Source organism: Brevibacterium sp. AGC70, from assembly GCF_057334195.1.
Genome location: NZ_JBHFIH010000014.1, coordinates 76,696 through 96,918, shown reverse-complemented (window position 1 = coordinate 96,918; position 20,223 = coordinate 76,696). Strand labels below are relative to the sequence as shown.

Genomic DNA, 20,223 nt, shown 5'->3' with positions numbered 1-20,223 from the left:
GTGTCTGACCGGGCCCTCAGCCTATTCACGGGGAATTCACCGAGATGCGGCGTTCATCCGCGCACGTTGTGTTGCGCAGGCAGTCGTTCAGGCGCCGAAGCCGACGCGACGGGCAGATTCCGTGCCGATCTCGACGTAGGCCAGAGCGGAAGCCGGGACGAATACCTGGCGCCCCTTCATGTCTGTGAAGGACAGCAGTGAATCGGCCTTGACGGATTCTTCGATGCGCGCGGCCAGATCCTTCGGTGCCTCGTCTGATTCCATGACGATTTCGCGCGGTGACTGCTTGACGCCGATCTTGATTTCCATTGTGCTCCTTGTGCGGGTCGTGGTGTAAGTCGTCCTCAGCATAACGTCAGCGAGGTCGTGTTTTCTTCCCTCTCCAGATCAGAGTTCGCAATCACTTCGTCCTGAAGGACTGGAGGCCGCCCCAGCTCATCTGGGTGAGCAGGCTGACGGCGGTGTCGACGTCGATCTCCGGCGTCGTCTCGAGCTGCTTGACGACGACCTCGGCAGTGCCGATGAGAGTCCGGCACAGCATACGGGCCTGGATGTCATCGAGATCGGTGTAGCTCTTCAGCGCAGTCATGACACGTGAGGCGGTGCGTTCTCGCAGGCCGCGGATCCGCTCCTGTGCCTCCGGTTCGTAGACATCGGAGTTGAAGAGGATGATGAACTCCTCACGATGGGAGACAACGAACTCGAAGTAGGAGCGATAGGTGGCACGGACCTTCTCATGAGGATCATCGGTTGATCCGATCGCAGCGTCGAGTGTCGTGTCGAGGTGCGCGGCAGAATCGTCTATGAGTGCTAGATAGAGGTCTTGCTTCGATGCGAAGTGCTGGTAGAGGACAGGCTTTGAGACACCGGCCGCCTCTGCGATCGTGTCCATCGAGGTGGTCCGGTATCCGCGTGTCGCAAAGACCGAACGTGCCACCCCCACCAACTGGTCACGGCGCTGTTCACGGGGCAATCTCTGTTGCGGGCTTGACATTCCTTCATGCTACGCGAAAACCAGGTCCGGGATCGGTCAACGCGCTCGGGCTCGGCCACATCGTTCTCATGTCCGTGACTCATGATGGAATACGAGTATGGATGAAGTGACTGAGGGGATCAGCGCGAAACTGCTCGCGGGGGAGTCGGTGACAGTCGTCGGACGCCCCGGGACGGGCAAGACGTCGAAGCTCGAATCCGTGTATGCACAGCTGATGGTCGAGGTCAGTCCCGCCTCGGTGCTGGTTCTCACGCCCAATCGCGATCATGCTGATGTGCTGCGCAACCGTCTCGCCGTACCCAGAGACGCGGTGCTGGCCTCCGCCCCGGCTCGAAGCATCTCGTCGTTCGCCTACGGAATTGCGCGCGCTGCTCACACGACTCAGACCGGCGATGACCTCGAGTTCATCTCGGGCGCTGATCAGGACGTGTTCCTCGCCGATCTCCTCGCCGGCCACGAACTCGGCCACGGCCGTGGACCGGCCTGGCCTGCTGAGATCACCGCGGAGGTGCGATCGACCTCCGCGTTTCGGACCGAGGTCCGAGATTTCCTCAACAGGGTCATGGAGTTCGATTTCGGTGTGCGGGTTCCTGCCCCGACCGCCGGGGGTGGTCCCGCGCAGACACCCGAGTTCGTGTTCGACTTCGGGCGCAGCGTGCTCGATCGTGCGCTTGAGCGGCATCACGATCCGAGATGGGAAGCGGTGGCCCAGGTTCTCGACGAATACCTCGACATCATGAGCATGCCCGGCTACGGAGGCACAGACTCTGCGACTGTCTTGGCTCGAGCAGCATTCGAGGTTCTGCGCGAACCAGCCGAGGTGACCGCGGGCCGAACCTGGACCTTCGCCCCCGATGTGGTGCCCACCGTGGTCCTTGCCGACGGAGTTCAGGATTTTCCCGCTGCGAGCTGGGGTCTGCTTGAGCAGCTGCGTGAGCGCGGAAGTGCTGTGGCGCTCTTCGGCAGTCCGGAGACCGTGACCGGACGTTTCCACGGAGCCGATGCCTCGATCATCGATCGCAGTGCTGCAGACGACGGATTCACCACCGTTATCCTGCCCGAGGTGAAGGGCACAGGACCCGACATCGTCAACGTCAGCGATGACTTCGGCCGGCGGATCACCACTCGGTGGGGCCTGCACCATATGCCACGCCCCAGCGGCGGGCCTGGCACCTCAGATGACGCCTCGGTCGCCGTTGACTCTTCTGACGAGGCCGCAGCCCCGGCCCTCAGCGCTGACGAAGCAGTTGTCCATGCGGTTGATGACTCTGTCCTCGCGTCTTCGCGTGACCTGCCGGATACGGTGGAGACCCATGTGTTCGCGGGCGCGGCTTCGAGCTACCGGTACCTGGCACGTCGAGTGACGAGCTTCGTCGAAGACGGGCATTCATGGTCGGATGTGGCTGTGCTGTGTCGCAACACGTCGACGGCTCGAGTCGTCGCGAACGAACTGAGTGCCTCCGGTGTGGCCACCGCGAACCTCATGCAGCCTCTCAGCGTCGACCCCGCCACAGCACCGCTGCTCGAGCTGCTCTCGCGCACCCCGGACTTCGCCGACGACGATTCGATCGCTGCACAGGCTCTGGCCCTGGCCGGAAGCGTCTATGTCCGCCTCGACCCGGTGCAGATCAGACGATTCAAGCGTGTGGTGAGGAAGAAGTTTCCCGCAGCGAACAGTTCGACCTCGCTGGCACAGGCGCTGCGTAACGATGTCGACGACGCATCCCCGACAGGACTGGCCACGATCTCCCGGATGCTGCACGCTGCAGCTGAGGTGCGATCGGTCGACCCGCACCAAGCCCTCTGGATGATCTGGGAGGCCTCAGGCGTCGCAGAGAAATGGCAGTCGGAGGCCCTTCGCGACCCAGAATCCGTGGCGAATTCGCACCTCGACTCAGTGCTGCGCCTGTTCACCTTGGCGCAGAAGATCTCCGATCGTGGCGGATTCACAGCACGTTCGTTCGCCGGGATCGTGGCAGAGCAGGACATCGCGCAGGATTCCCTGGCTGCGCGGGCTGGCACAGACGATCATGTGCAGGTGGGCACCCCGTCGTCCCTGGCACATCTGCGAGTCCCGCTCGTCATCATCCCGGAGGTGAACGAGGGAGTCTGGCCCAACCCGAAGCTCCGCGGCGGCATCCTCGGGCTCGATGATCTCAGCTCTGTGCTGAGAACTGGTGAGACCGCGACAGGTGACCCGGGCTACCACGCCCACGCCAAACGGAAGAATCTGCGTGAAGAGGGCGAACTCTTCTACACGGCGCTGACTCGGGCCGAAGAGCATGTCATCGTCACCGCAATCTCCGATGCTGAGAGCAATCCCTCGCCATTCTTCGACGTGATCGCGGCGCGCACAGCGAAGGGCACCGAAGATGCGGACAGCTACGCGATCACTCACGAGGACGAACTCCTGCCCCTGTCTCTGGCAGAGATGGCTGCACACACTCGGGCACGGCTGCTGAGAGCCGCAGCTGACCCGGCACAGGAAGAGTCCGGGGAAGATGTGGATGCCTGGGCACAGCTGCTGGCGGCACTGACTGCCGCGAGCACTGCGGTCGAACCACCCGACCAGTGGCGCGAGACCGAAGACATCACCTCATCCGGGCCTCTCTTCACTTCCGAAGACACGGTGAGAGTCTCACCGTCCCAGGTCGAGTCCTTCACCGACTGCTCGCTGCGGTGGTTCCTCACCCGCAATGGAGGTGACAGGCCAGGTTCCCTGGCGCAGAGCTTGGGGACGATCATCCACGCTGCAGCGGAGAACTTCCCGCAGGGCCCACCCTCAGCGATCCGCGACTACGTGGACAAGGAGTTCACGACGCTCGAGTTCGACGCGGAGTGGGAGCGAGATCGCGAACACACCTTGGCGATGAAGATGGCTGACCGCCTCGGCGAATACATCAAGACCGCGCCCGGTGATCCCATCGGCGTCGAAGCCCTGGTGTACGCCACCGGCGTTGATGACAAAGGCCAGGAATGGAAGGTCACCGGTCGCCTTGATCGGGTCGAGCAGACTCCAGACGGCATCCGGATCGTCGACTTCAAAACCGGCAAGAACGTGGTCAAGGGGCAGGAGATGCCCCGTCACGCCCAACTCGGCGTTTACCAGGAGGCGATCAACTCCGGGACCATCACCATCGGAGAAGACCAGGTCATCGACGCCAAGGCGTACGGTGCCGAACTCGTGTTCCTGCGCAATTCCAAGCAGACGACGAGAGAGCAGTCCGCGCTCGAGATCGACGAGGATCCGGGCTGGGCCCGCGACCTCATCAACGGTGTCTCCGATCGTATGCGGGCTGCGCAGTTCCCAGCCAGGGTCGAGCCTCAGAAATGCCTGAGCTGTCCTGTGCGCACCTCCTGCCCGGCAATCGGGCCCCAGACGTTGGAAGAGTCCTGATGCGCTTCACCGCAGAACAACTTGCCCGCCTGACCGCCGCCGACCCTGCCCAGGCGTTCCCCCCGAGCGAAGAGCAGCGAATCATCATCGAAGCCGACCCTCAGCAGTCGATGAAGGTCACTGCCGGTGCCGGCTCTGGCAAGACGACAGTGATCTCGCAACGGGTGGTGTGGCTCGTAGCCAATGGCTTCGTCGCGCCCGAGGAGATCTTGGGACTCACCTTCACCCGGAAGGCCGTGGGCGAACTGGGTGGCAGGATCAGGGTGCTCTTGGCCCGCCTGCGCCACAGCCTCGGGCTGGGTTCCGACTTGAGCCTTCCTGGTCTCGACAACCCCACGGTCTCGACCTACAACTCCTATGCGGCCTCGATCGTCAGCGAGCACGGAGTCAGCATCGGCATCGAACCCGAGACTGTGCTCCTTGATGACGCCGGTGCTCACACGATCGCCGGCTCGATCATCGACTCAACCTCAACAGAGGAGATCCCCGGCAACTTCGCACGGGAGACGATGATCGCCGACATCATCTCGTTGGCAGCGGCGATGAATGACCACGGTCGCGACGTCGAGGAAGTCACTGACTATCTCGACCAGTGTCTGCAGGCACTGGTCTCAAACAAGGGCAAACCCGTTGACCCCAACGGTCGCAGGGCAAAGCTCGAGGCAAAGATCAAGACAGCGAAATTGGCCGGCGAATACATGAGCGCCAAACGTCGTAACTTGGCCATGGACTTCTCGGACCAGGTTCGGTTCGCGCAACGCATCCTCGACGAAGTGCCGGCCGCTCGCAGTGCCGAACAGCGGCGATGGTCAATCGTTCTCCTCGATGAGTTCCAAGACACCTCGGTCGCCCAACTGAGACTGCTGCGCGATCTGTTCCAATCCACCGCAGTGACAGCGGTGGGAGATCCCAGGCAGGCCATCTACGGTTGGCGCGGTGCCAGCGCTGACAACATGATCCGCTTCTCAGCGGATTTCTCAAACGTAGCGCCGTTGACACTGAGCACCAGCTGGCGCAATGACCACACGATCCTGAAGGTCGCCAACCGGACAGCGGACGGACTAGCCGGGAGCCGGGAAAAACCGCTGACTGCTCGCGCAGGTGCAGGAGACGGTGACGTGGCCATCGACATCAGCTCGGGAGCGCATGATCCCGACTTCCTCACCGTCGGACTCCGGTCGCTGACAGAATGGGCGGCCACACTGCCCGCCGGATCGTCGACAGCGGTCCTGTGCCGCAAACGTGCCCATTTTGCGCCCGTTGCCGCGGCGCTGGAGGCTGCGGGCCACGCCGTGCACGTGCATGGCTCTTCAGGTCTCTTGAGCGATCCTTTCGTCGCCGATCTGCGGGCAGTCCTCACTGCCGCCGTCGACCCGATGGCCGGCGACAGTCTGATGAGGCTGATCAGCGGACGTCTGCTGGGCCTCGGCGCCACAGACATCGCCGCTTTGCAGTCATTCACCCGGAAGCAGAACGATCTGCGACTGACCGAGTTCCTGGGAGAGGACCCTGACAGCACGGGAATCGTGCCGGAGGCCATCGATCAGCCCACGATCGTCGAAGGCCTTGACGAACTCGTTGATCTCTCCGAGGCACTTGCAGGTTCGGCGAATATCGCGGGCGCACGCTCCATGGTGAATAGCTTCCGCACTTCGGGTCTGAGCTCGATGGCACTGGAACGGCTGGTGAAGCTGGCACGAGCATTGCGTCATGTCCGTTCCGGTTCCGGCACCATCGCCTCGATCATCCGCACCGCGATGACGGAGACCGGAGTCGATTCCGACATCTGGGGGCTGAGTGATTCGCTGCGCAATCTTCATCGCTCAGCGATCGATTCCTTCCTGTCAGCAGCAAGCCAGTATTCGGCCACCGATGACCAGCCATCAGTGCCGGGTTTCCTGGAGTGGCTGACGTTGATGGAGGCGAAGGATTCGCTGAGCGTGGCCGAACCGAATTCTGCCTCCGACGCGATCGACATCATGACAGTGCACGCCTCGAAGGGCCTCGAATTCGATGCAGTCGCTGTGCCGTCACTGGTGGTCAAGGACTTCCCGACGGAACCGCGTGACAAAGAGGGGTGGATGGACAGAACCGCTCTGCCGTATCCGCTGCGAGGAGACCGCGCCCATCTGGTTGACTATGATCTTCGCACCGCCGACTTCGATACGAAGAAGGCACTCGACGAATGGGTCAACGAATTCATCAAACCAGCCATCGCGGACGCACACGAGGAAGAAGAACGCCGCCTCGCCTACGTCGCATTCACCCGGGCCAAGCACCATCTGTGGTTGGGTGCAGAGCTGATGGGTGCCAGAGCCAACCCCGACGAGCCGTCCCCGTTCCTGACCGAAGCGATTGAAGTGCTGCAGCGCGACGTCGAGATGCCGGAACCTGCCGAAGAATCCGCGGAAGACCGTATCGAGACAAGCATCTGGCCCGTGCCGCGAACAGAACGTGTGTCCACGGCCCGACGCGCGGCCGAATGGGTCACCTCCGCTGCACCAACCGGTCTTGACGAACTGGCCCAGCGCCCGGGACTCGTGGGCGAATATGCGCGACAGGCGCTGCGGATCAGCAGCCGCCCAGGCACAGCAAGCACCGGAAGCGTCCCGGATCGACTGTCAGCAACTGCTCTAGTCTCGTGGCGCAGAGACTCACAGCAGTTCATCACCCAGACCCTGCGTCCGATCCCGAATCCGCCGAGCCGAGCCGCAGAGATCGGGACCACCTTCCACTCCTGGGTCGAGCAGCATTTCGGGCAGGCGAGCATCGACATCGACGACGAACAGCAGGTGCAGGCCATCGACAAAACCACGATTGAGCGTCTGCAGCAGACGTTCATCGACTCCGAGTTCGCGAGCAGGCATGCCGACCACATCGAAATGTCATTCGAACTGGTCCTCGGCCGATTCAGGGTCCCCGGGAAGATCGATGCGGTCTTCATCACCGGCGATCATGCTGAAGTCGTCGACTGGAAGACCTCGAAACAGCCGGATGAGAAGACGCTTGAGGTGATGAAATGGCAGCTGGCTCTCTACCGTTTCGCCATCCAACGGGTCCATCCCGAAATCACCGAGGTGACGGGAACCTTCTACTTCGTCGGCAGCGACGACATTGTGAAGTTCACTCAGCTTCCGGAGGAAGCCGAGATCATTGCATGGCTGGAGGACAACGACAGCACATGAGGCGGTGAAACAGTCTGAGGCGGCGAACGGATCCGGTCCTCAGCTCAGGATCAGGTCCGGATCAGGGGCGGTGAACTCCGTCGTCTGGTTCAGCGTCATCTGTTTGAACGTCGTCCGGTTCAGGCTCCTCGTCGATGACGTTCTCGGTCTCCAGCCCCGCATCGGGCTGCGGCTTGCTCTCCGGCTCCGACTCGCTCTCTTCCGGCAGCACATTCGCTTCTGGAGCTGAGCCGTGGTCGGAGCTTTCGGCCGCCGGACCGGGGGAAGCGGCGTTGGGGGCTGCAGCGTCCTTCGCGAAGAGGACGTCATTGAACGAGGACAGCAGTTCACCTGCGTCCTGTACTGCCTCCTCATCGCCGGAATCCACTGCTTCGAGGAGCCAGTCGAGGACGGCGAACTCGGCCAAGAGTTCGGCACGGGTGATCACATGTTCGTCGGCGCGGGGACGTGAGTTTCTGTACTCACTGAAGAAGGTCGGGACAGCGGCAGGGTCGATGAGCGCAGAGGCTGCGGCCAGATCGATGGCAGGATCGGAGACCCGCAGACGTTCGATTCCCGACAACGCGAGCACCCGCTCCTGATCGGTGTAGACGCTCGTCTCGTCGATCGCTCCGTGGATTGGTGTGGCGAGGAAGCGCCACAGGGAGACCCTCTCGAACTCCTCTTCCCAATGCTGGAGCAGATCCGCCGGCACCCGGCCCGTGGCTGCGGCCTGATCAAGTCGCTCCAAGATCTGAAACTGGAAACGAGACGGGTCTTCGACGGGGAACCCTGCCTCGGAGATCGATTCCGGAGCCGCCGAATGCAGGGTGGCCAGGGCCTGTGCCAATGAGCTCGCCCGCGCGATGTCAGCAATGGCCTGATCGCCTACCGGAGCACCGGGCAAGGGTTCGATGAGGGTCACCGTAATGGGTGCAGAAGTATCGAAGTAGTCGGCCTCAACCTCGATGATGGCGCGCAGATGGGGCCAGGTGAATCCGGCATGCGGGTACATCGTGTCGTAGATTCGAGCAGCTTCAGCGGCCGAACCCGTGTCTGCGGATCGATCGAGACTCGTCTGTGCCGTCGCAACCAACTGCTGCTGACCATCGTCAAGCAGCACTCTGACTCCCAGCCCCAGTGACGGCAGGGGGACCCACTGCGTCGGGGTGAAGTCTTCGAGCATCGTTGCCGCGACAGCTGCCAACTTGAGCGCCTTGGTATTCACCCTCCCCAATCTACCGTCTGGCGCGGCCGGAGACCGGAGATTCGGCTGTTGAGCGTGTCAGCACCCACACTTCCTGCGTCATGGCCCTGAGTTATCGTGGAGGGCATGAAGCCACTGCCACTCGTGAAGCCGATCAGTCTGGCCCGCCATGGGATCGATCGAGACCATCTCTCTCGTGGTCAGGACGGTGACCTGCAGGAGCTGTGGGCCAGCGGAGCAAAACCCGTGTTCGAACATCGTGGGTCACTCCTCGTGGCGGCCGGGGGCCTGTTCATCACTGATCCCGTAATGGTTCCGGAGGAGCAGACAGAGATCTACCTCGGCCGCGACGATGAAGGAAACCGGTACATCGGGGTCTCCCTTGATGATTCCGGTCGCAGCCAACTGGATACCTGGCTGGCGACTTCTCGTGCCCGCGACGCCACTGATCTGCTGACCGCTCCGGGGGAGGGCATCGACAGCGCTGAGCCTGTGTGGATGCCGCTGCGTCAGCTTGCCGAGACCCTCGATGACGTGCAAGTGTCCCTGGCATGCGAGATCGTGGGCCTGGGCAATTGGCACAGAGCCCACCAGTTCTCGCCCCGGACGGGGCAGCCGACACGTCCCACCCTGGGCGGCTGGGTCAGAACAGACCCAGACAACGGCAGCGAACACTTCCCTCGCACCGACCCGGCCGTGATCGTCCTCATCATCAACACGGACGGGGCCGGTGTCGAAAGAGTGCTGCTGGGAAACAATGCGGCGTGGGAAGTCGACCGCTACTCTCTGCTGGCCGGATTCGTCGAACCCGGTGAGACCTTGGAACACGCAGTCATCCGTGAGGTGTTCGAGGAGGCCCACGTCGAAGTTGTGGACCCGAAGTACCTCGGATCCCAACCTTGGCCGTTCCCGTGCTCCCTCATGCTCGGCTTCTCAGCTGAAGCTCCGAGCCTCGAATTCGCTGCCGACGAGGCTGAGATCGCCACCTTGACCTGGTTCACACGTGAGGAGCTGCGCGCAGCCATCGAACGCGGCACGGTCAGGGCGCCTGGACTCGTCTCGATCGCAGGGCAGCTCCTCTACAGCTGGTTGGACAACATTTGAACGCTCAGGCTACAGCGCTCCTCGACGCTCTCGACGAGGAGCAGAAAGAGGTCGCCACCCAGTTCTCCACACCAGTGATCGTCCTGGCCGGAGCCGGGACGGGCAAGACCCGTGCCATGACCCATCGCATCGCCTACGGCATCGCCACCGATGTGTTCCCTCCCAACCACGTTCTGGCTCTGACCTTCACCGCCAAGGCAGCAGGAGAGATGCGGTCTCGTCTGCGCGACCTCGGGGTTCCCGCAGTCCAGGCCCGAACCTTTCACTCAGCAGCTCTTCGCCAGCTGCGCTTCTTCTGGGATCGATTTGCGACCGGCGACTTCCCCCGAATCATTGACAATAAGGCGGGGATCCTCGGTTCAGTGCTGCAGAGCCTGGGGATCGAGACCAACCGGGAACTGAATCGAGATGTGGCCTCTGAACTCGAGTTCGCTGCCGCGTCCCTCCTCGGTGTCGATGACTATGCCACCCAAGCCGCCGCACGCGATCTTCCCGGACAATTGGGTGTCGAAGACATGGTGCGCATCTTCGAGGCATACAGCGAAGCGAAGACACGCGGCCGGTTGATGGACTTCGAAGATGTTCTGCTCGTTCTGGACGGAATGCTCGCAGAATACCCGGCCATCGCAGCAGACATTCGTGATCAGTACCGACACTTCGTCGTCGACGAGTTCCAAGACGTCTCACCCCTCCAATATGATGTCCTCTCGCGTTGGCTGGGGCCACGGGACAACCTCTGCGTAGTCGGTGACCCGGCCCAGACGATCTATTCGTTCGCCGGAGCAGATTCTTCACTGCTGCGGACTCTCAGCGCCTCACTGCCGACGTCGACGACGATCCAGTTGGTCCGCAACTATCGGTCGACGAAGGCGATTGTGTCGACGGCGAACAACCTGCTTCGGCACACATCCCGCTCGGCGCTGACCCTGCGCACAGACAATCCCGAGGGACAGCAGCCGGCAATGACCGAATATCCGACCGATGATGCTGAGGCCGCAGGGGTCGTCAAGGCCATCTCGGCCGAGATCAATGCCGGGCGCCGACCGCGAAACATCGCGGTCCTGTTCCGCACGAATGGACAGAGTCCCGCTTATGAGCAGGCTCTGGCGGCGGCCGGAATCCCCTACGTTCTGCGAGGCGGGGAGAGGTACTTCGCGCGCAAGGAGGTCAAAGAGGCCGTCCTCATGCTGAAAGCGGCCCGCGCCACCTCGAGCGGCAGGCCCCTACCGGAAGTCGTCGCCGAGGTGCTGGTGTCCCTGGGATACTCGAGCAAACCACCTGCGGCAGGGGCAAGCAGACAGAAATGGGAATCTCTGAAGGCCTTGGTCGATCTCGCGGAGACCCATCAGTCAGGATCTGAGCTGCCGGTGCCACTGGAAACGTTTCTCGCAGATCTCAGCGATCGAGCCGAACACCAATTCGCCCCTGACATCGAGGGTGTCACCCTGGCCTCATTTCACGCGGCCAAAGGGCTTGAATGGGACAGTGTGCACCTCGTCGGGCTCAGTGAGGGCCTGTTGCCCATCAGTTACGCCCAGACGCCGCGAACGGTCGCTGAGGAGCGGCGCCTGTTCTATGTGGCGCTGACGCGTGCCGGCCGTGACCTCAGCTTGAGCTGGTCACAGTCACGCCATGACTCCAAGCAGCGACCACGTAAGCCGTCCCGATTCCTCAGCGAACTCGGGCGAGTCGATCAAACCGTGGGTCAGGGCCGTCGGACTGCAGCCTCGGTGGCGATGAATCGCTGCAGATCGTGTGGCAAGGTGCTCGTATCCCAGGTCGACCGAGCCCTGTCCAGGTGTGCGAACTGTCCTGCCGACATCGACCTCGAACTCCTCGACCGACTGCGCCGATGGCGGGCCCGTGTCGGCTTGGAACAGGGGCTGCCTCCCTATCTCGTCCTCACCGACGCATCGATCTCCGCGATCGCAGAGATCAGACCGCAGGACATGACATCGTTGGCGAAGATCCCTGGAGTCGGCGCCACCAAACTCGAACTCTATGGGTCAGGGTTACTGAGCCTGCTCGTCGACTAGGTCGAAGTGGGGGACGGAAACGCGGCACTGGCAGCGAGGATGGAACGTCAGAGCCTCGTCTGTGCCGATACCTGTGGCCAGTGAGACGCTTCTGCGCACCGGCTGTGTGTCTGGGCGCAGCAGAGATCGTCTGAGGATCTGGACGGCGTTGAGCGCGCCCAGCCCACGCGACAAGGGATCGCTGAGACTCTCGCGGTCTGGGAGGGCTCGAACGTGGGGGTACTGATCCAGCCAGGAATCATCGGCGTCTTTCCTCCGCAGGCACTCACACGCGGCGCACGGCGTCGTCCCGGGCCGGATGAGACCGCTGATCTCGAGAGAGTATTCCCCGATCACAACCTGGCAATGCGGGACCTCACGATCCGTGAGCCAAGTGGCAGTGTGAATGTCTGGGACGAGGTACGAAGTTGTGATCACCAGCGGTGAGGACAGCAGATCGAGGTCTTCGACGCGATGCTGTTCAGCGATGGCGAAACCGGAGGCTGAGAGATACTGTTCTGTGACGGCTCTCAACGGCCCCACCACCAGAATCGGCGAATCTCCGAGGACCCTCGATACGCGATCAGGTGAGAGGGCGAAGATCTGCGCAGTCGCCAACAGCGGCGAACTCTTCGTCATCATCACGGCATCGGCATCGTCGGGAACCATGACGCCGGCTTCATCGAGCAATGTGATCAGCGAGCTCGCCCGGCCCAGGTCGGCACCGAGATCCTGAGCTCGAGAGTAGTACTGGGCTGAACCGACACCCATCCGCAGCTCCTCGACGAGAGCGACATCTACGGGCAGGAGACCGTCGATGAGGACAGGATCATCGACGCCGAACTGCACACACGATGGTGAACGCCATGTGATCGGCACACTGGGAAAAATTCGGAACATGTCTCCACCTCGCCTCGAACGCCTCGAACTTCCACAGTAGTGAAGGTGGACGACATCCGCCATGGCCGAGATGGAACTGTGGAAAACCCTGTGGAAAACAGTTGAGGGCAGGCCGGAAAATGCATTCCGACGTGCCCTCAACCGCTTTGTGCCCCAGGCGCTCGCGGAAACTCGTGCAGCTTCCCCTTCCGCACGCATCTCCGGGTTTTCCGGGGTCAATCATAGAACCTATTCTGCATTTGCCGCCCCGTCAATGTCGGTTCATGCACAGGCGAGTCAACAGTGTGTGGATAACCTGTGGATATCTCGCCATGAGCTGTGGAGAAAAGGTGCCTTGAATAATTGGGGAAATTGCTCCGCGGAGAGTGAAAGCGTAGGTCACTTCCGCACCTGGAGCCCACAGCGGGCAATTCGGCCTGTGGACAGCCCGGCAGGAGGTGCAGAATATCGATACTCAGGAAACTCACAACTAGAGACGAAAAAAATAATGGACGTTGAATTTCCTATGATGGGTCTGTGGCAGCTCAACAGCGATGGACCGAAGAGGACGTGCTGCGGGCAATTGCCCGCGGAGAGATCGAAGTGCGCCGTTCGGCACGCCGGAAGAAGACCATCTCGGTCTCGAAGGAAGTGGATACGTACGTTCTCAGCACGCCTGTGAGATACAGCGTGGAGCACAACATTCGGTCGTTGACCGATCTCTTCAATCGGCTTGCCGCCAGAGACCATTCATCGGCGGCCGACCTCATCGATCTGGCGGATGAGATGAGCCAGCGCTATTTCGACGGTCGTCTGCGACCGCAGTCGATCAGGTGGGTGACGAATCAGAACATCAGTCGATGGGCATCGACGACGACGTTGTCAGGCGACATCAGGGTTTCCCACCGTCTGCAGACAGTGCCTCGTTGGGTGTTGGAGACAGTCATCGTCCATGAACTTGCCCATCTGCAGATTGGCCCGCATTCCAGGGCATTCCACGAGCTGGCGGACAGACACCCCAGGCAGGCGGACGCGAAGCTCTATCTTGAGGGCTTCAGTGCGGGGGAGCAGTTCAGCCGGGGTGGCGGACGCTGACCTGCTGGGATGCCACCCCTGCCCGGTACAGCTTCGGCAGTCGAACGACGAGATCGGGCATGAGTGAGGATGGCAGCGCGCTGAGCGGGAACCACTTCACCGCAAGGGACTCGTCGGAGACGACAGGGACCTGGTGCACGGAAGCGACTGCGGCGAATACAACGTCGAAATGACGTTCGCAAGCGCCGAACGAAGCCGAGAGATCATGCACATGGAGATCGATCGGGGCGGGCGAGAACCAGGTCAGCCGGCTCAGCCCACTCTCCTCCATGGCCTCTCTGTGTGCCGCGGAGCGCAGACTGTCGTCCTCGGCTTCGAGGTGCCCACCGAACTGACCCCAGAGTCCAGCCTTGCGGTGGTGGTTGAGAAGCACGGCCTCGGAGTCGGGGTCGAAGACGAGGCAGCTGGCAGTGACATGCTCAGCGCCGGCCCCACGTCGCAGTGCTGCGTCACCGACGGCTGAGAACAGGCGTTCGAAGTTGCCCGCGAAATCAGTCGGCGTTGATGTGGCGCGGACCTCGGAGCGAGCTGTGTCGAGATGAATCATTCAGTTCTCGCTGCGACCGCCGGTCTCATCGCCGTCGTCTGATCCACCGTCGGAATCTGAATCGGCATCCGACGCGTCGGTATCCGAGCCGGCATCGTTCTGCGGCTCCGATTCTTTGCCGGACTCGGTTCCTCCAATGCCTTCGTCCAGAATTCGGCTCAGTGCTTCGTCAAGGGTGGATTCGCTGGTCCATTCGGCGTGCCGACGTTCGGAGTAGCCCAACGGGTCGTCGAGGTCCTGTGTTGTCGGCAGCAGGTCGGGGTGGGAGAACACCTTGTCTCGGGCCTCGGTGCCTCCCTGTGTCTCGAGATATCCGAACAGAGCCGCAGCGTCACGCAGGCGACGTGGATTGAACTCCAAGCCGACCAAGGTTGAGAAAGTCTTCTCGGCAGGGCCTGCCGTGGCTCGGCGGCGACGCAGGGCTTCACGGATCTGATCGCGTCCGGGAAGATGCCCACAGGCGGAATAGACGACCACGTCGACCCAGCCTGCGATGACTGCGAGGAGGTTCTCCAGATTCGTCAGTGCCTTCTTCTGATCCTCGGTGGTCGGAGGATTGAACAGGCCCTGACGAATATTGTCGCTGAGGTCGGAGATGTTGGACGGATCGACCTGCGAGGCCATGTCCTCAATCTGTGAAGTGTCGACCTTCAAGCCCTGCGCATAGCGGGTCAGCGCCGTTTCGACCTGTGCGCTGAGCCAGGGAGCTCGTTCGAACAGCGCGAGATGCGCGAGCTCCTGGGCGGCCAGGTAGATTCTGACTTCCGAGGCGTCGACGTCGATCTCGGAGGCGAACTTCTCCACGTTGGTCTCAACGAGCACTGCGCTGTCATGAGGCAGCAGGGGCAGTCCCACCTCGGTACCGGTGAGAACGCTCTCCGACAACGCACCCACTGCCTGACCGATCTGCATGGCGAACATCGAATCGCTCATCGAGCCGAACATCGACGAGGCGCCGGCGAGGATGCCCTTCATCTCTGCCGGCACCTGAGTCTCAAGGGTCTCTGTCAGGGCAGTCGACATGTTCTCTTTGATCGGGAGAACGAATTTCTGCCACCCGGGCATGGTCTCGCTGACCCACTCCGCGCGGGTCAGCGTACGTGCTGATCGATTGGCCACGGAGAATTCGGTTGCCTCGGCGAGCCACAGTTCGGCAAGTCGGAAGGCATCTGTGGTCGCTTTGACAGATTCCTGACCCACCGCAGGGTCAGGGCTCGGAACGGCCTTCTGCGCGATCGACGTCGCCTGCGCCTGGGGATCGGCGCCCTGTCCGAAGAGACCCTGCATCTGATTCATGATGGTCGACATCATCGCCGGGTCGATCTGGAAGCCCTGCGGACCGGGATTTCCGTCCTTGTCATCGCCCTGACCGGAGCCGGGACCGTTCGCTCCGAACAGCATTCCGAAGATCTGCTCGAACGGATTCTGCTCGTTGTTGTTGTCATCGCTCATTTTTCTCAAAGCCCCCAAGGATCGGTTTGTCTTATACGTTAACGGTTCCGCATGTGGGAAGCTTCCCAATTCCGGGAGGTTTCGGATGATGTTCGCACCGGGCGAAAGGAGTCTGTGAAACTCACGGTCAGGTTTCAACTAGACTGGTTGGGCGGTGCAGCGAAAGGATCACATGACAGCTAATGCCCCTCGGGCCGTGCCGGTGCCCGCAGCACCGACGCGTGGCGACACTCGACGACGCGCTCCACGTCTGACCACGACTTCAGGGGTCATGACATACATCCTCATCGCTCTTGCGGTTTTGCTGCCGGTGCCATACATGCTGCAGTTGCCTGGGCCGGTGTTCAACACCCTCGGCGACTATCAGGACAAACCCATGATCGACGTCTCCGGTGCCACTACCTACCCGACCAGCGGCCGCATCGATATGCTGACAGTGGCTGTGAGCGGCGGTCCGGGCCGGGATACCTATGCTTCGCAGGCGCTGGGCGCTCTGCTCCACGGCAAGGAGACGGTCATCCCCACCGAGGCCTACTACCCTCTCGATACGACGCGGGAAGATGTGGCCGCTTCCAATGCGGTGGAGATGTCATCCAGTCAGGATGTGGCCGTTGCCGCAGCAATGGGACAGCTCGACAAACCGTATAAGGTCCACCTTCTCGTCGGTGATGTGGTTCCCGATTCGCCCGCCGAGGCGGAACTGCGCAAGGGCGATCGGATCATTTCCGTAAACGGGAAGAAATTGGATCCCGATCCGGCAGCTGCACAGGTGATGAGTGAGACGGTTCAGTCCTCCGACTCCGTCGACCTTGTTGTCGAACGCGGTGGGAAGAAAGTCGACGTCGCGCTGAAACCAGAGACGATCGACGGGCGCAAAGCCATCGGTATCAGCATGAAACAGGACTTTGAGTTCCCCGTCGATGTGGCCTTCAACGTCGAAGGCATCGGCGGCCCCTCCGCGGGCACCATGTTCGCTTTGGCGATCGTCGACGAACTCACACCCGGTGCTATGACCGGAGGAAAGCATGTGGCAGGAACCGGCGAGATCGATCCTGCAGGAAATGTGGGCCCCATCGGTGGGGCTCGACAGAAGGTAGCGGCCTCGACTGCAAAGGGGGCGAAGCTCTTCCTCTCGCCCGCAGACAACTGTGCAGAGGTCATCGAGGCTGCCGATCAGTCCAAGATCACGGTGGCGCGCATCGACACGCTCGATGATGCGCAGAATGCCGTGGAGCAGTACGCAGCCGGAGACACTTCGGATCTCAAGAAGTGTTCAGCTGGCGGCGCCGACAACAACGAGAAAGGGCAGTAGTGAGCTCTCCGTCCTCACCCACCTCCGCACGAATGCCGACGAACCGGCCCAGACGTTCGCCCCTATTGCTCACTCTCGTGTCAGTGGCGATCCTGCTCGTTGCTTTCATCTCATTCACGCAGGTGTACACCGAAGTCCTGTGGTTCAAACAGATTGATGCCTCTCAGGTGTTCCGCACCATGTGGGTCACCCGCGGACTGACATTCGTGGCCGGATTCGTGGTCATGGCGGTCCCAGTGTGGCTGAGCCTGCACCTGGCCTTCCGCAATCGCCCGGTGTACGCGCCGACTACTCCGCGCCAGGAGAACCTCGATCGGTACCGTGAAGCCATCGAACCGCTGCGCAGAGTCGCGACACTCGCCATCCCAGCGGTCGTCGGCGTGCTCAGCGGAATCACCGCCTCTTCGCACTGGAACACCGTTCTTCAGTGGATGAACTCGACCTCCTTCGGTTCGCAGGACGCCCAGTTCGGCATGGACAAGTCGTTCTTCGTCTTCGTTCTGCCCGGTCTGCGGCTGATCGGAGATCAAGTGGGGATGGCCGTTCTGCTGTCGCTCATCGCCGCACTCGTCGGGCATTATCTCTTCGGCGGCATCCGTCCAGGCGAGCAGAAGGGTGTCATCCTGACGAAGACGGCCCAGTGGCAGCTGGGAATCACCGTCGGCGTTCTGGTCCTCGTTCAGGCGGGCCGTCTGTGGCTGGCCAGGTACGAACGACTGACGGCAACCGGCGGCATCGTTCCCGGTGTGACCTACACCGATGACAGGGCGGCGCTGCCGGCCATGGCCATCGTAGCGATAGCAGCGGTGCTGGTGGCGTTCCTGTTCGTCTATACGGCGTGGAAGGGCAACTGGCGGATCTCATTGATTGCGACCGCGACGCTCATCGTCCTCGGCGGCATCTCGATCATCGCCTATCCCGCGATGGTCCAGCAGTTCCAGGTCAGCCCTTCTCAGCAGAGCTTGGAATCCGAGTACATTCAGCACAACATCGATGCGACTCGTGATGGCTTCGACTTCGACGACATCGACGTGACTCCGTATGAGCCGAGCACCAGCGGTGAGAAGGGCGCTCTGCGTGCAGATGCTGAGACAGCTGCGTCGATCCGTCTTCTCGACCCGAACCTGGTCTCGGACACGTTCCGCCAGTTGCAGCAAGTCAGGCCCTACTACTCCTTCCCAGAGCAGCTCGACGTCGATCGCTACGAGATCGACGGCGATATGCGCGACACTGTGATCGCAGTCCGTGAGTTGGCCCCGGACTCGGTGAATAACCAGAGCTGGTACAACCGTGCGATCGTCTACACCCACGGGTTTGGTGTCGTTGCCGCCAACGGCAATCAGCGCAGCCCTGATGGTGAGCCGTTGTTCATGGAGTCCGACATTCCACCTAAGGGGGAGTTCCCCGAATATGAGCCGCGCGTGTATTTCGGTGAGAGCTCACCGGACTACTCGATCGTCGGCGGCGAGAAGGGCGCGACACCACGGGAGCTTGATTACCCCTCCGATGAGGAAAGCGGTTCGGGCCAGGTGAACAACACGTTCACCGGCGACGGCGGTCCGACTTTGGGCAACCTCTTCAACCGTCTGGCCTACGCGCTGAAGTATCAGGACGAGCAGATTCTGCTCTCCGATGCAGTCAACGATGAGTCGCAGATCCTGTACGAGCGCCACCCACGTGAGCGCGTGCAGAAGCTTGCCCCGTTCCTCAAGATCGACGGGGATCCGTACCCCGCTGTCGTCGACGGCAAGATCAAGTGGATCCTCGACGGCTACACCACGGCAAAGGACTACCCGTATTCGACGCCTCAGCCGCTGCAGGAAGCGACCGAGGATTCGGTGACGGCAACTGCGCCCAACGCTGTGTCCACGCTTCCGGATGAAGAGGTCAACTACATCCGCAACTCGGTCAAGATCACGGTCGATGCCTATGACGGCACGGTCGACATGTTCCAGTGGGACAAGGAAGATCCCGTCCTCAAAACGTGGATGAAGATCTTCCCGGACCTCATCAAACCGTCGTCTGAAATGTCGGGTGACCTGATGAGCCACGTGCGGTATCCGGAGGACCTGTTCAAGGTTCAGCGTGACCTGCTGACGAAGTACCATGTGACCTCGGCCAGCGAGTTCTACACCGGTCAGGACTTCTGGACGCTGCCGACGGATCCGACGAAGAAGACCAGCAGTGGTCTGACGCAGCCTCCGTTCTACATGACTCTGCAGATGCCGGGTCAGAAGACTCCGTCGTTCTCGCTGACGAGCTCCTACATTCCTGCGCGCTCCTCAGAAGGAACGGCACGGAACAACTTGACCGGCTTCCTGTCTGCGGATGCTGATGCCGGCAATTCCAAGGGAGAGGTGGCAGACGGCTACGGCAAGCTCAGGCTTCTGCAGCTTCCACGTAACACGACGGTGCCCGGTCCAGGTCAGGCGCAGAACAACTTCAACACTGCCCCGGATGTGCAGCGCAGCCTGAACCTGCTGCGTCAGGGTGAGTCTGAAGTTCAGAACGGCAACCTGCTGACGCTGCCCGTCGGTGGCGGTCTGCTCTACGTCCAGCCTGTCTACGTCCGCTCCGCCGGTGACACGTCCTACCCGCTGCTCCAGCACGTGCTGGTGGCCTTCGGCGAGGACATCGGATTCGCTCCGACCCTGGATGAGGCTCTCGACCAGGTCTTCGGTGGCGACTCCGGTGCACAGGCAGGAGACGCCGGTACCGAGGACAGCGGATCCGGCGAATCGGGTGGATCGAGCAGCGGTGGCGACTCCGGTGCCAAGCCTGCTGACCAGAACCTCAACGAGGCGCTGGAAGAAGCCAAGAAGGCGATGGAGGACTCCGACGCAGCCCTCAAGGAGGGCGATTTCGAGAAGTACGGAAAGGCTCAGGATCGTCTCAAGAATGCGATTGAGGATGCGGTGGCAGCCGATCCGTCCCTGGCCGAGGACGGTACAAAGGACGGAGCCTCGGCTCCGGCCAGTGCCCCTGCCGATGAGGGCGGAGACAGCTGAGGCCCGCCACGGTCGACGCTGAATGAGTCAGGGCCCCTGGGATCCGATC

Annotated in this window: 13 protein-coding genes; 7 read left to right on the top strand and 6 right to left on the bottom strand. The window is 61.7% G+C overall.

The annotated features are described in order from the left end of the window. Nucleotides 1-87: 87 nt before the first annotated feature. On the bottom strand, nucleotides 88-309 hold the full coding sequence (locus ACE03M_RS10570) for a DUF3107 domain-containing protein (protein WP_143921394.1): 222 nt from the start codon (nucleotides 307-309) through the stop codon (nucleotides 88-90). 91 nt (nucleotides 310-400) lie between these two features. Next, a complete protein-coding gene (locus ACE03M_RS10565; protein ID WP_252199625.1) occupies nucleotides 401-994 on the bottom strand; it encodes a TetR/AcrR family transcriptional regulator in 594 nt (197 codons plus the stop codon). Nucleotides 995-1,091: 97 nt separating this feature from the next. Between ACE03M_RS10565 and ACE03M_RS10560 the strand changes: the two genes are divergently transcribed. Then, entirely contained in the window at nucleotides 1,092-4,391 is a 3,300-nt protein-coding gene (locus ACE03M_RS10560; protein ID WP_485933918.1) for a PD-(D/E)XK nuclease family protein, read from the top strand. After that, nucleotides 4,391-7,576, top strand: coding sequence for an ATP-dependent helicase (locus ACE03M_RS10555; RefSeq protein WP_485933917.1), 3,186 nt, complete (start codon nucleotides 4,391-4,393; stop codon nucleotides 7,574-7,576). The genes ACE03M_RS10560 and ACE03M_RS10555 overlap by 1 nt, the downstream gene beginning before the upstream one ends. A gap of 61 nt (nucleotides 7,577-7,637) precedes the next feature. Here ACE03M_RS10555 and ACE03M_RS10550 read toward each other — a convergent pair whose 3' ends face one another. Beyond that, the gene (locus ACE03M_RS10550) at nucleotides 7,638-8,783 is read right to left on the bottom strand and encodes a protein kinase family protein (RefSeq protein ID WP_485933916.1); all 1,146 of its coding nucleotides are present in this window, start codon (nucleotides 8,781-8,783) and stop codon (nucleotides 7,638-7,640) included. A gap of 105 nt (nucleotides 8,784-8,888) precedes the next feature. Here ACE03M_RS10550 and nudC point away from each other — a divergent pair, with 105 nt between their 5' ends. After that, entirely contained in the window at nucleotides 8,889-9,866 is a 978-nt protein-coding gene (gene nudC, locus ACE03M_RS10545) for an NAD(+) diphosphatase (RefSeq protein ID WP_485933915.1), read from the top strand. Further along, the gene (locus ACE03M_RS10540) at nucleotides 9,863-11,902 is read left to right on the top strand and encodes an ATP-dependent DNA helicase UvrD2 (RefSeq protein ID WP_485933914.1); all 2,040 of its coding nucleotides are present in this window, start codon (nucleotides 9,863-9,865) and stop codon (nucleotides 11,900-11,902) included. Before nudC ends, ACE03M_RS10540 begins: the two co-directional genes overlap by 4 nt. On the opposite strand, the gene ACE03M_RS10535 is transcribed toward ACE03M_RS10540, so the two are convergent. Continuing rightward, nucleotides 11,879-12,781, bottom strand: coding sequence for a hypothetical protein (locus ACE03M_RS10535; protein ID WP_485933913.1), 903 nt, complete (start codon nucleotides 12,779-12,781; stop codon nucleotides 11,879-11,881). The genes ACE03M_RS10540 and ACE03M_RS10535 overlap by 24 nt on opposite strands. Nucleotides 12,782-13,297: 516 nt before the next feature. Here ACE03M_RS10535 and ACE03M_RS10530 point away from each other — a divergent pair. Beyond that, nucleotides 13,298-13,855, top strand: a complete 558-nt coding sequence (locus tag ACE03M_RS10530) for a M48 metallopeptidase family protein (RefSeq protein ID WP_485933912.1) — start codon at nucleotides 13,298-13,300, stop codon at nucleotides 13,853-13,855. Here ACE03M_RS10530 and ACE03M_RS10525 read toward each other — a convergent pair. Both ACE03M_RS10525 and ACE03M_RS10520 read right to left on the bottom strand, forming a co-directional pair. After that, complete coding sequence (locus ACE03M_RS10525; RefSeq protein ID WP_143921401.1) at nucleotides 13,833-14,402, bottom strand: NUDIX hydrolase; 570 nt, start codon at nucleotides 14,400-14,402, stop codon at nucleotides 13,833-13,835. The genes ACE03M_RS10530 and ACE03M_RS10525 overlap by 23 nt on opposite strands. Beyond that, nucleotides 14,403-15,854: a zinc-dependent metalloprotease gene (locus ACE03M_RS10520; RefSeq protein WP_485933911.1), complete on the bottom strand. Its 1,452-nt coding sequence runs from the start codon at nucleotides 15,852-15,854 to the stop codon at nucleotides 14,403-14,405. A gap of 172 nt (nucleotides 15,855-16,026) precedes the next feature. Between ACE03M_RS10520 and ACE03M_RS10515 the strand changes: the two genes are divergently transcribed. Further along, entirely contained in the window at nucleotides 16,027-17,166 is a 1,140-nt protein-coding gene (locus tag ACE03M_RS10515) for a YlbL family protein (RefSeq protein ID WP_143921403.1), read from the top strand. Continuing rightward, nucleotides 17,166-20,174 carry a UPF0182 family membrane protein gene (locus ACE03M_RS10510; protein ID WP_143921404.1) on the top strand — a complete coding sequence of 1,003 codons (3,009 nt, stop codon included), beginning with the start codon at nucleotides 17,166-17,168 and terminating at the stop codon, nucleotides 20,172-20,174. The genes ACE03M_RS10515 and ACE03M_RS10510 overlap by 1 nt, the downstream gene beginning before the upstream one ends. Nucleotides 20,175-20,223 lie beyond the last annotated feature (49 nt).

Bases quoted from the DNA above. Each gene is read 5' to 3' on its own strand.
- ACE03M_RS10565 (WP_252199625.1), bottom strand. From the start codon at position 994: ATGTCAAGCCCGCAACAGAGATTGCCCCGTGAACAGCGCCGTGACCAG.
- ACE03M_RS10555 (WP_485933917.1), top strand. From the start codon at position 4,391: ATGCGCTTCACCGCAGAACAACTTGCCCGCCTGACCGCCGCCGACCCT.
- nudC (WP_485933915.1), top strand. From the start codon at position 8,889: ATGAAGCCACTGCCACTCGTGAAGCCGATCAGTCTGGCCCGCCATGGG.
- ACE03M_RS10570 (WP_143921394.1), bottom strand. From the start codon at position 309: ATGGAAATCAAGATCGGCGTCAAGCAGTCACCGCGCGAAATCGTCATG.
- ACE03M_RS10535 (WP_485933913.1), bottom strand. From the start codon at position 12,781: ATGTTCCGAATTTTTCCCAGTGTGCCGATCACATGGCGTTCACCATCG.
- ACE03M_RS10515 (WP_143921403.1), top strand. From the start codon at position 16,027: ATGACAGCTAATGCCCCTCGGGCCGTGCCGGTGCCCGCAGCACCGACG.
- ACE03M_RS10560 (WP_485933918.1), top strand. From the start codon at position 1,092: ATGGATGAAGTGACTGAGGGGATCAGCGCGAAACTGCTCGCGGGGGAG.
- ACE03M_RS10520 (WP_485933911.1), bottom strand. From the start codon at position 15,854: ATGAGCGATGACAACAACAACGAGCAGAATCCGTTCGAGCAGATCTTC.
- ACE03M_RS10525 (WP_143921401.1), bottom strand. From the start codon at position 14,402: ATGATTCATCTCGACACAGCTCGCTCCGAGGTCCGCGCCACATCAACG.